9 protein-coding genes are annotated in these 11,936 nt (G+C 62.6%); 2 read left to right on the forward strand and 7 right to left on the reverse strand.

Translation table 11 applies throughout. The annotated features are described in order from the left end of the window. From AWC14_RS00265 to AWC14_RS00275, 3 genes are all read right to left on the reverse strand, one after another. On the reverse strand, window positions 1–1,310 hold a 1,310-nt coding region (locus AWC14_RS00265; RefSeq protein ID WP_249026292.1), incomplete at its 3' end, for a condensation domain-containing protein. A gap of 23 nt (window positions 1,311–1,333) precedes the next feature. Beyond that, window positions 1,334–1,564 (reverse strand): MbtH family protein, encoded by a 231-nt coding sequence (locus tag AWC14_RS00270; RefSeq protein ID WP_045384039.1) that lies wholly within the window; start codon window positions 1,562–1,564, stop codon window positions 1,334–1,336. Window positions 1,565–2,051: 487 nt separating this feature from the next. Continuing rightward, the gene (locus AWC14_RS00275) at window positions 2,052–3,152 is read right to left on the reverse strand and encodes a class I SAM-dependent methyltransferase (RefSeq protein WP_045383994.1); all 1,101 of its coding nucleotides are present in this window, start codon (window positions 3,150–3,152) and stop codon (window positions 2,052–2,054) included. Between the two features lie 603 nt (window positions 3,153–3,755). Here AWC14_RS00275 and AWC14_RS00280 point away from each other — a divergent pair. Then, entirely contained in the window at window positions 3,756–5,933 is a 2,178-nt protein-coding gene (locus AWC14_RS00280) for an acyltransferase family protein (protein ID WP_045384041.1), read from the forward strand. Window positions 5,934–5,978: 45 nt separating this feature from the next. Here the strand turns inward: AWC14_RS00280 and AWC14_RS00285 are convergent, their stop codons facing one another. Next, window positions 5,979–7,139, reverse strand: coding sequence for an acyltransferase family protein (locus AWC14_RS00285; protein WP_045384043.1), 1,161 nt, complete (start codon window positions 7,137–7,139; stop codon window positions 5,979–5,981). Between the two features lie 293 nt (window positions 7,140–7,432). Between AWC14_RS00285 and AWC14_RS00290 the strand changes: the two genes are divergently transcribed. Then, window positions 7,433–8,515: an NAD-dependent epimerase/dehydratase family protein gene (locus AWC14_RS00290; RefSeq protein ID WP_045383997.1), complete on the forward strand. Its 1,083-nt coding sequence runs from the start codon at window positions 7,433–7,435 to the stop codon at window positions 8,513–8,515. A 36-nt stretch (window positions 8,516–8,551) separates the two neighbouring features. Here the strand turns inward: AWC14_RS00290 and AWC14_RS00295 are convergent, their stop codons facing one another. The 3 genes from AWC14_RS00295 to AWC14_RS00305 form a co-directional block, all read right to left on the reverse strand. Then, window positions 8,552–9,820 (reverse strand): glycosyltransferase, encoded by a 1,269-nt coding sequence (locus tag AWC14_RS00295; protein ID WP_057003297.1) that lies wholly within the window; start codon window positions 9,818–9,820, stop codon window positions 8,552–8,554. Window positions 9,821–9,836: 16 nt separating this feature from the next. Next, window positions 9,837–11,096: a glycosyltransferase gene (locus tag AWC14_RS00300; protein ID WP_045383999.1), complete on the reverse strand. Its 1,260-nt coding sequence runs from the start codon at window positions 11,094–11,096 to the stop codon at window positions 9,837–9,839. 87 nt (window positions 11,097–11,183) lie between these two features. Continuing rightward, window positions 11,184–11,894 (reverse strand): class I SAM-dependent methyltransferase, encoded by a 711-nt coding sequence (locus AWC14_RS00305; protein ID WP_045384002.1) that lies wholly within the window; start codon window positions 11,892–11,894, stop codon window positions 11,184–11,186. Window positions 11,895–11,936 lie beyond the last annotated feature (42 nt).

An 11,936-nucleotide genomic window follows, 5' to 3' on the forward strand; every position in this document is an offset into this window, starting at 1 on the left:
ACCCCGTCAACCACACCCACCGACGAGATTGCCTGTGTCGGATCGGAGGTCATCGCCACCAACACCCGCTCCAAACGCGCAGCCAGGTCGGGGACATCGAAGCTCGACCATGGCTGCGCGGCGCCCGCGGTGCTCAAGGACAGTTGGCCGTCGGCGCTCAAAAAGAACAATTCGAAGTGGTCCACACGGCCGAAACGAGTAACCGCCCCTGTTGCCGGTGAATCAGCGAAGGGCAAAACATTTATCGACGGCACGAAATTAACGCCGACCCTATCGCGCGGCCGCCCTGGGCCTCGGTGATGAGCTTTGCGTTCAAGGGCGGGCACCGGGAACCGCTGATGCGCCAGTGCCTCGCGTATCCGTGCGTCGACATGGTCGCAAAACTCGGCAACGGTCGATTGCGGGGAAACCGTCAACACCAGTGGGACAACGCCGGAAACCATCCCGGGAAACGTTCCCGACTCTGGACTTGTTCGCCTACTCACTGGAAAGTCGAGAACCACCTGTGGGCCGTCGGCACACCACCCTCGCACCAGCAGCGCGCAGGCGGCCGTGATCACCGATGACCGCCGCATCCCCAAAAGGTCAGACAACTCGTGGACGCGGCTGACAACCCGCGGATCCAGCCGAACCGAATCAGAAACCGAGGATGAGTCGCGTTCGTCCGCCGATTGCGACAGGCCAGAATGTGGCGCGCTTTCCGGCGGAAGGTTCTCACTCCAATACGCTAAGTCCTCGGCGTACTGCTCAGATTCCTGGTACTCGGTCTCCCACGTGACCAGATCCTTCAGCGAGCCGAAAAAGGCGGGAGGCTCGGGCGCCTCTGCAATCAGGGCAGAATAGACGGCCGCCACCCGGTTAGCGAAAAGCACGGTGCCGAATCCGTCGGTCACCAGATGGTGGAAGCACAAAAACCAATAGGATTGGTTCGCCCGGGTCTGAAATAACGCAAATTTGAATAGCGGCCCAGAAGGCGGCATTGGAGTGCGCCGGATTGATTCGGCTATCCGGTGGAACTCCTGCACCGGATCCGATAGGTGGGTGAGATCGTAGAGTGGGAGCTCGACATCGGGATCGTCAATCGGCCGTTGAAAAACCTGGCCATCCACCTCGAAAAAGGCAGCCCTGATCGGCTCGGCCTCTGCCATCACGCGACGGATTGCTTGTTCAAGCAGATTCCGTTCTACGGCACCCTCGATTATGGCATGCGCGACTATATGCCATTCTTCATCAAAGCTACCCGTCTCCTGAGCAAGCCAGATGTCGAGCTGCCCGCGCGACAGCGGAAGTGCCTCGTCATCAAATTCCATCGGACTCACCGAACCCGGACAGGTTAGCTATCAGATTCCTGGCTTTTCGCTAACCTTTCGCGTAGACTCTTCGGCCTTATGTCGGGCCAGTTTTGCTCGATGTATTCTAGGCACGCGGCGCGGTCGGCCTCGCCGTAAACCACCCGCCAACCTGCGGGAACATCGGCGAAGGTCGGCCACAGGCTGTGTTGCTCCTCATCGTTGACCAACACAAAAAAACTTCCATTTTCATCGTCAAAGGGATTGACGCTCACAAGGTCCCCCTGCTGTCTAATCGACACGAGCACAACAGGTCCAAACTCTACTGGAGCCAACAGAGTGGGTCCAGTTTTCGGCAAAGTTCCTCAGGTCATACCAAGGCTCCTGACGCAGCTCGGTGTTTTGCTTTCGGCACGGGATCGCTGCGACCGCTGTGCCGGCGCTGTGACCAGCAGCGATGGACTTGACAACGCGGTTCCTCTCCGGGGACCCGCAGGCCGCGAGAGAACCATCCGGTCCTTCGGCCGAAAGTGGAGTAGTCGATTACTCGGTAGAGGCGGTTTCTGTGCACGGTAGCGCGGCACCCAAACGAACCGCCCGCGCGCTGCTCCCGCTGATCCGATGGCACATCTCGAAGTTGGTTTCCTGCCGCTCGCTTCGAATCGTCACCGAGCTCGAATCTCTTGCGCAGCAATTTGTCGAAGTTCAACTACGCGACCGCTATATTCGTCAGGCGCGAGCCAGCTATCCTTCTCATGCCCTTTACTGCGAAGTGGGACGAAGTTTACCCAGACCAGTGATTTCGAGGCTCACCGACTTTCGCTGGCCGGCCGCACCCAGCATAAAACAGATGTCAGCTAGTGGTGCGCCTAACCAAAATCGCCAAAACCGCCTGCCAAAACATGCCCATATATAGCGACCCTCTCCTACCAGCCAATACGACGCGATCCAGAGCAGAGAATACAACGCGCGCTTCCAAGGCGCCCGGATCATCTCGACATTCATTTCCATGATCTCAAGGCCCCAGGCTCGGTAACGCCATTCCAGCTGGTAACGGTCCTGAAATTCGTAGAAAGCCCGCATTTCGCCGCTGGTGACAAGATACTCATCAAAGACAAGTATGGAGCCTTCGACAAAGCGGTCCTTACAGGTTTCTAGTGCATGGAGACAACTTTCATAGGTGTCCAAATCCATGTGGAACAGCCGGATCGACGCGCCGGGTCGGCCAGCTAGGAATGGTGCCAACGTGTCATAGGTGCTTCCCTTGATGAATTGGACGTTGCGGCCGAGCGCGGCGGGTACACCGTCTTGCAAGCTGACACCTGTTTCGCGCATCGCGCGTTGTGCTAATGGGTCCGATAGCGAAAAGGTTCCACGCTTCAGGACCTGGTTTTCCAGTTGCCAGTCCTCGACAAGACCCGTAAAGGTATCGAAGCCGTACACCGGGCGGCCGGAGGCATCCGATGTGAGCCGCGTCGACCAGCCAATCCAAACGCCGAGATCGAGCAGAAGTTCGTCGGAATTGTTGCCGACCGGTTCCGGCAGGCGGGATGCTTCCCACAACAGTGTGTGGCCTCGAATCCTGCACCGCCGCAAATCCGAAAGCGCGCGGCCGATAAACGTACGATATGCGTCGTCGTAGGCCTTGGTGTCCCGGGCATAGAGGTTGGGAATGTAGCGGTCGCGATCCCGGTAGAAAAAGCGTGCGCATAGCCCGACCAGTACAAGCAGGCCGGTAGTGACGGCGAGGACCGGTACGAAGTAACACGCGGCGGCCAAGATAAGCGCGATACCGACGAGAATCGCTTTCCATATGCGGTGGAGGTTCGTCCGATCCACTGTCCGCCTGACGACTATACCCATCGGTTCGCCTCCAAGTGGCGGGCCAGGTCGTACTGGATGCGCGTCTCGTGGCTGGCGTATCGTTCGCCGCATGGCGCGGCCGACCGCAATTGCAGCATTCGCTCTCGCAAAGCGTCCATACCGAGGTATTCGGCGCAGTCTGCAAAGCTCTTGATAGAGCGGACTTTACACTACTGTCACCGTAGCGGTCTCTGGATCCGACTGTCGTCGCGCGCTTGCCGCGCGCTAGCGGCGGCGGTTGCCAGGCAGCTGCTTGTCGTCCGGGGGGTGGCGAGCCGCTCGCCCATTCTCCGCGGAGCCGTTCTGTGGCGCGCTCGGACGGTGCCCGATGAAACGAGTCAGGGGAAGCCACAACGAGATCCGCTGGACGACGCACCCGCGAGTTCGAGATCGCCTGCGCGACTTCATACTTGAGAGTCCAAGTACGACCAACCGTCGCATGGATCATTCGTTGCAGCTCACTGGGACAGCTGGCCAGGAGACCGTCACCAGCGCGGATCCGCCAAAATATCCGATTCGAATCCGCGCCTTCGGCGCCGCCGGAATGCAACAATGCCGCCATCAGTAGAACGCTTCTTCTTATCAAGTTGGTGAGCCGTGCGGCTGGATGACACCGTTAGCCCTGTCGAGGGGGTGCAGGCTGGGCGCTCGCCCGAGAAGGGTTTTCGGCGAGACATCGAGGGCCTGCGCGCAGTCGCGGTGTTGGCCGTTGTCCTCTTTCACGCCGAGGTGCCCGGTGTCGGTGGTGGGTACGTCGGCGTGGACGTTTTCTTCGTTATCTCGGGCTTCCTCATCACCGGGCTGCTTTTGCGTGAGGTGCGCACCGCGGGCACGGTCCGGCTGCGCAGGTTTTACGGAGCGCGGGCCCGTCGGTTGCTGCCGGCGTCGGCGGCGGTAGGCGTCATCACCGCGATCGGCGCGGCAATTCTGTTGCCGCCGTTGCAGGCTCGGACCGTCTTCGGTGACGGCATCGCCAGCGCGTTATACGTCGGCAACTACCGGTTTCTCGCGCAAGGCGCCGACTACTTCTTCACTGAGATGCCGCCGTCGCCGTTTCTGCACTATTGGTCTTTGGGTGTAGAAGAGCAGTTCTACCTGGTGTGGCCGCCCTTGATCATCGGTACGGCTTGGTTTATCCGACGCGTGCGTCGACGCCGCGCGGTGCACGGCACGTCCTCGGAAACTCCGTATCTGATAGTCCTGGCGCTGGTCGGGGCGGTGTCGTTCGCGTTGTCGCTGGCGGCCACTTACTGGATGCCCTTTGTGGCGTTCTATTCGTTGCCGACCCGAGCCTGGCAGTTGGCCGCCGGCGGACTGGTGGCACTCACGGCCGGCTATTGGCGCCGACTACCGCCAATATCCGCCGCCATCGCGGGCTGGGCGGGGCTAGGCCTGATCTTGCTGGCCTGCACCGTGTTGCACACGAGCACCCTTTATCCGGGCACCGCAGCACTGTTGCCCGTACTGGGCACCGCGCTGGTGATCGGCGCCGGCTGTGCCTCGGCGTCTCGGGGATGCGGGCGCCTCTTGTCGTTGTCGCCGATGCGGGCGATCGGCCGAGTGTCGTACTCGTGGTATCTGTGGCACTGGCCCGTGCTGCTGCTCGCACCGCCACTGCTGGGCCATCCGCTGGGACTGCCCGGCAGGCTAACTGCTGCCCTCCTCTCTGCCGGGTTGGCCGTTGTCACACTGCATTTGATCGAGAATCCGTTGCGGTTCGCCGCCCCGGTGCGCCGCTCTCCTGCGCGCAGCCTGGCGCTTGGCGGTGTTGCCACCGCGATGGCGGTCTGCGTGGGCGTGGCGCTGCTGGTGGTCGTGCCCGCCCCGGTCGGCCGTGGAGCACCAGCCAAGACACCGAGCATCACTGCGGCGCCCGCACCGGCAGGCCACAACTCGGACGCCTACAACGCGGCGGTGCAGCACGCGTTCGCGCAAGTGCAGGCCGACGTCGCCGCGTCTGCCGACCTGAAAGCCGTACCGTCCAACCTCGATCCACCGCTCGCCGACGTGGCGGCGAGAAAAATGGCTACCTTCCGCAAGAGCTGCATGCGCCAGTTTTTCCAAGTCGCCCAGCCGCAGTGCGTGACAGGCGACACCACCTCGCCGACCACCGTGGCCCTGGTCGGCGACTCGAATGCCGCCATGTGGAACCCCGCATTCCAGCAACTCGCCACCCAGCAGCACTGGCGGCTAGAAACGTTGAGCAAGGGGGGATGCCCATTGATGGACGTGCCCATCATCAACCCGTTGCTTCACCGGGAGTACACCGAGTGCGGCCGGTGGCGAACCCACGTCATCGACCGGCTACGCGCCGAGCACCCGCGTCTCGTCGTGCTTGGCCTGTGGCGACGCTACGGCGCCGCCCATGGCTTCCCGTCGGGTTTGACGTCATACGACCCGGCCTGGATCGCCGGCCTGACCCGCCTCGTGCGGCAACTGCGCGGCACCGGCGCCGGGGTGCTGGTGCTCGGGCCCATCCCGGATCCGCAATCAACAGTGCCGATTTGCCTGTCCGGACACCTCGATGACGCGACGGCCTGCTCCCCGCCGCGGTCGATGGCGGTCACCGAAGCCGGCATCGCGGCTGAGTCCGCTGCCACCACAGCCGGCGAAGGACAATACGCCGACCTCACTGAACTGTTCTGCACCGCCGAACGCTGCCCGGTCATCGTCGGCAACACCTTGGTGTACTTCGACAGGAATCACGTCGCGGCCGACTACTCACGACTCGTGGCCCCGGCAATCGGAGCGCTTGCCGAGCGCGTCCTGGCGTCGAAGTAGCGCTGCGAGAATGCAATCGCGATCCAACAGACAGTTTCCGGTGGTTTAACCCACAACGGTCTGTCCGGACTGAGCTTTCTCGGCCGGGGCCACGCTTCTTCGCTTAAACCGGGATTTCAAAGACAGAGCCCGCTTTTCGACTAAGAACCAGCTCATTGCAGCCAGTGGCAGGGTAGCGATCGCTGCAAAGACCGCGAACAAGATCGGATTCAGAATGCCGAGCCCACATATGACGAGCAACTGCTGAATCGGAAACGCGTAAATGTAGACGCCGTAGGACAGGTCTGTCCGCAGCCTCAAGCGCTTGTTGTGGACAAGGGCACCCGAAACGATGATCAGGTAAGCCAGTGGAATGGCGCCGAGCACGCGGTAATTGGGCAGCAGGCTCGCCGCCAGCACGATGACCAGGCTCCCCGCGACGAGCGACCATCGAGCAGGAATCAGCTTTCGGAATCGGTAGAGGAGCGCACCAGCCAGAAACATCACGGCGAAACGTGCGGCGACCGACTGCATTACCAGCGCGATGGTTGTGGGGTCTTTCGCTGCGTCGGTGTGTCGCTGGGTGTCGGCTGGTTCTTCCAACAAAGACAAAACCCACGAAGGTAGCAGCGCCGACCACGTCAGCGTCAGTGCCAACGCAGTAGGAATAAACCACCGGCGATTCAGGAGTCCGACAACGCCGAAAACAGCAACAGCGATGTAGCACAACACCTCCCATAGGAGGGTCCAGAGGGAACCGTTCCACTCGTGTGGCCAGGGGATCCCGCTCGGTGTTCCGCCGATATCGAACTGAAGCATCGCCACCGCGCTGTTTTTCAGGACGTACTCGATCGGTGCGGTGGACAGCAGTAGCTTTGCGGCCGAACCACCCTGAATCGCCACGGCGATAGGGGCGATCACGAATGCGGTGACGATCAGGCAGACCCATAACCCGGGCAGGATGCGAAGGCCGCGCGCGATGAAGTAGGTGCGGATCTGCGGCTTGTTGAACCAACTCCATGTGATGAGAAATCCCGAGATCGCGAAGAACCCGTCGACCCATACGTCTCTGAGAAGTTGGTTAGCCGGCTGGTCGAACGCAGGGTGGCCGGTGAGCCCGTGGCCGGTTAGTCCGAAGGAGTGCGAGAGGATAACGCCGGTCGCCAGCGTTAACCGCCAGGCGTTGAGTGCGTTGTTTCGCGGGTCGAACTCCTGCCCGAGTTTCATGCTCTCCATCCACATCCGCTTTGCCCAGCAATCGACGCTTCATCGACGCAGCAAGTTTAGAGTTCGCGATCCTCCCACACGCTTCGTCCGCAGCCGGCTCAACTGATCCTGAAGGTACCGGCCGAGGCGCGCTGATGCGCAGTGCCAGCACAATGGGATTTCTTCACTGCCGCGGTGACCGCCATGCTGGCCGGTCATTGCCGGATATGATCGGATCCGACCGCGCTCTAGGCACCCCTGCCGGTCACTAATGCTGACAGACGAACCGGAGGCTGCGACTCTTGTCAACGTCCGTGCTCGTCACCGGTGGGGCAGGATTCATTGGTTCCGCGCTGTCGCGCCGTCTCATCAAAGCCGGTTACGACGTCGCCGTGATGGATGTCTTGCATCCGCAAGTGCACGCCGGACACGGCCCGATCGACCTGCTGCCATCGGTGCGGTTGTTCACCGGCGACGTCACCCATGCGCCCGACTGGGATGCGGTGCTGCGGCTGTTTCGTCCTTCGCAGATCGTGCATTTGGCGGCCGAGACCGGAACGGCGCAGTCGCTTACGGAGGCGACGCGTCATGCCTCGGTAAACGTTGTAGGCACGGCTCAGCTTCTTGATGGCCTCAGCCGCGCCGGCCATGTACCCGACCAGTTTGTGCTGGCGTCGTCGCGGGCGGTGTATGGCGAGGGCGCCTGGCAATCCGGTGAAGAGGTCTTCTATCCGCGTCCTCGTAGTCACGCTCAGCTGCTTGCCGGCATCTGGGATCCGCAAGGGCCCACTGGCGAAGCGGCCGTGCCGCTTCCGAGTTGCGCAAACCGAACGGAGCCACGACCTACCAACATCTACGCCGCGACCAAGCTCGCCCAGGAGCACATGCTCACGGCGTGGACGACCGCACACGACGCCAGTCTGAGTGTGCTACGGCTGCAGAATGTTTACGGGCCGGGCCAGTCGTTGACCAATTCGTATACCGGGATAGTGGCTCTCTTCGCACGGTTGGCGCGTGTCCAGAGCCCGTTGGAGGTCTACGAAGACGGTCGCATCGTGCGCGATTTCGTGTTTATCGACGATGTGGTCGACGCGCTGCTCACGACGCTGCAAAGGCCTGCGGCGCAGCCGCGCTGCCTAGACATTGGATCGGGCAGCGCGACCACCATCCACGAGCTTGCTCGCAAGGTCGCCGCTATGTGCGATGCCCCCGACCCGGTTGTCGTCCCGAAGTTTCGGGACGGTGACGTACGGGCCGCTAGCTGCAGCATCGAGCCGGCCAAGAAGGAGCTCGACTGGCGCCCGAAATGGGCCCTTGAAGGCGGTCTGCGTGCACTGCTCGACTGGATCGGTCGGCAAGACGAATTGCCTTCCGTCCCAAGCGATCCTGCAACCTAGTCAGCGCCTCCGGCGGCCCGTCGCTATGTCTGACGGCTACCGACACGGCCCCTGCCGAGCGACCTTCTCGACGAGATCGGTGGCGGCCAAAACACTTTCGGCGGGTGTGGCTATCCGGCCCGCGATTTCGCGGGCCCGCGCGGCGCATTGCGGAGCAAGGATGGTACGCAGATCCGCGATCAGCGATTCCTGCGTGGTGGTCGAAAAGCGCCGGGCGGTGCCTACCTTCAATCGTTTGACCGCCTTTCCCCGCAGCGACTGGTCGGGCCAGGTCCAGAGGATCAACGTTGGCATACCGGCACCCAGGCCCACGGCCGTGGTGGCCGCGCCACCATGGTGCACCACCGCGCGGCAGGCTGGAAATATCGCCACGTAATTCACCGCGCCCACGACCTTGACGTGTTCGAACTCCGCGAGGTCGCTGAAGTCACTCCAGCCGGCGCACACCAACGCCCGCTCACCGAGTTGCGCGCAGGCCGCGCTGATCATGGCGAGCGTGTCCGCCGGAGAGCCGACCGGGATGCTGCCAAAGCCGAAGAGAATCGGCGGTTTTCCCGCCGCGATCCATGCGGCGACCTCGTCGTCGGCCGCGGTCGGCGTCTCCATCGTCAGCGCACCGACAAACGGCCGCTGGCCACCGAATTTCGCCCATTCGGCTGCCAGCCCGGGAAAGCAAACCTCGTCGTAGGCCTGGATTTCCAGCAATCCGCGTTCGGCGATCCGCCGGGGCGAGGGGCGTGTCGCCTTTGGCAGGCCGAGTTCACGGCGCTGCGTGTTCTCGACCTTTCTTGTCATGCGCCAATGCACCCATTCGAGTGCTGTCATCGCGGAGCGGCCCAGTCGCGCCGGCAGAATCGGGAGGAACTGGCCGTGGGCCCGCATGGGGAATGTGTGCAGAGTGACCAACGGAATGTTGCGGTACTCCGCAACGTTGGCCGCGCCCTCCTGGAAACTGATGCCGGTGAGTAGCAGGTCGGCCCCCTCCGTCAGCGATGTAAGAGCCGCGCTCATTTCTTGCCACGACTCGATACCCGGCTCCCAGATTTCGCGCCAGAGCCGGACCACCTCCCGGATCTTCCAGAAGTTGCGGAAAAGATTCGTCCAAAAGTCGCGGTGCGTGTCGATCACGGCCTGCGAATCCATCCCGTAAGCGACCGCCGGAAGCCCGGCCGCCTCGACGTCGCCAACCAGGTTGGGCGCGACTGCCACGCGCACTTCGTGCCCTCTACGCACCAGCTCCCGGCCGACAACGATGAAGGGCTCGACATCGCCGCGCGTCCCATAGGCCGCCAGCACAAATTTCATCGCAGCTCCAAGCCCTTCACCTCCCGCGCGCAAGATTCTCCACGAGATCGGTCGCGGCTGCGACACTTTCGGCGGGTTTGGTCATCTGAGTCGCGATCTCGCGGGCCCGGGTGACGCACTCCGGTGCGAGAACAGTGCGCAAGTCATCAACCAACGTTCGCTGGTTAGTGGCCGAAAAGCGCCGGGCGGTACCCACCTTCAATCTTTTGACCCGGACTCCCCAAAGCGTCTGATCGAGGTCCGTCGAGAGAATCAACGTGGGGACTCCGGCGCGCAGACCGGCGGCCGTGGTGCCAGCGCCGCCGTGATGAACTACCGCGCGGCAGGCCGGGAAAATACTTGCGTAGTTGACTGCGTTCACCACCTTGACATGGCCCGAATTGGGGATGCCGCTGAAATCAGTTCCGCCGGAACACACCAGCGCCCGTTCACCCAACTGCGCGCACGCCTCGCTGATCATGCTGAGCGTGGCGGACGGAGATTCCACCGCAATGCTGCCAAAGCCGAAGAGAACAGGCGGCGTTCCCGCGGCAATCCACGACGCCACCTCGTCGTCGGCCTCTGTCGGCAACTCCATCGTCAGCGCGCCGACAAACGGCCGCTGGCGACCGAATTTCGCCCATTCGGCTGCCAGCCCGGGAAAGCAGACCTCGTCGTAGGCCTGGATTTCCAGCGATCCGCGTTCGGTAATGCGACGCGGCGACGGGCCTGTTGCCTTGGGTAGGCCGAGTTCGCGTCGCTGCGCATCCTCGACCTTCTTCGTACCCCGCCACGACAGCCACCAGAATGCCTTCATTGCGGAGCGGCCCAGCGGCGCCGGCAGGAATGACAGCAGTTGGCCGTTGGGTCGCAGCGGGAAGTAATGCAGCGTGGCTAACGGGATGTCGTAATATTCCGCGACGTTGGCGGCCGCGTCCTCGAAATTCAGGCCGGTGAAAAGTAGGTCCACCCCGTCCGCCAGCGACCGCAACGTCCTGCTCATCTCTTCCCAGCACTCGATGATGGGCTCCCCGACACCCCGCCGGAATGCGATCAGGTCCCGAACCCTCCACGGGGTGCGGAATAGACAAGTCCAGAACTTGCGGTGCGCCTCCAGAACGGCCCGCATATCAGGTCCGCAAGCGACCGCGCAAAGCCCCGCCGCCTCGGCGAATCCGACCAGGTCAGGCGGCACGACCATGCGGGCTTCGTGCCCTCGACGTAGCAACTCACGCCCGACCGCCACGCAAGGCTCGACATCGCCACGAGATCCGTAGCATGCCACCACAAATTTCATTGCGGAGATCCTAGCCCTTCACATGGCGTGCGCGTTCGGCGAAACGAAGCGGCGGCCCCGCGCCGCGGGCCGAGCTGCCCGCAGCAGCTACGACTCAAGAAATTTGCCGAGGTAATCGGACGGCTTCAGGTTAAGCAAGCGTTCGCGGTCGGCGGCGAGATCCTCGTAACCCAGCGCCTCGATCTGCGCCGCCGTGTAGGGCAGTTGTGACTCTGGCGATCCCTTCCGTACCAGGCCGATGCCACTATCGCAATCGAGAACTGCCACTCGCAGGTCGCGCCGCGCGCTGCGCAGATGGACGATTGCCTTCCAGACATCACCGCTCCAGGGAGGCGTCGTGACGAGCATGTGCCAGAGCAGGTTCCGCCAGCGGTGATGCGCACGATAATCGGCGTACGACGCCGCCGGATAGGCGATCGAGGCGTTTGCGGGGTTGCAGTCGTGCAGGATGACGATGCCGTCGTCCCGCAGATAACGCAGGGTGTTCTCCACGTCGCGCAGGGCCTGCCGATAGGTGTGCAGCCCGTCGATTAAGGCGACATCGATGCCGTGTTGCTCCAGGAAGGCCGTCTCGCTCGCGAAAAAGGCATCGCTGGTTGTCTCGAAGTAGTGGGTGGCCCGCGCTTTCGCGTCGGCGAGCCTGCGGGAACGCGCCGAGAGGTTGAACGCCGGATCAACCGCGATCTTCTCGTCGGCGACAATGCGGCGGAACGCAACCCCGTACGAAACGCCGATCTCGAGGTAGACGCGTTTTTCCCGCCCGTCGAGGGCCTCCTGCACGGCATTGATTCGGTTCACGCACCCCCCCTCGTGTTTCCGTTCCGCCTGTTACTTGCGCAA

It is taken from the genome of Mycobacterium kyorinense (genome assembly GCF_002101735.1).
Taxonomy (GTDB): Bacteria; Actinomycetota; Actinomycetes; order Mycobacteriales; family Mycobacteriaceae; genus Mycobacterium; species Mycobacterium kyorinense.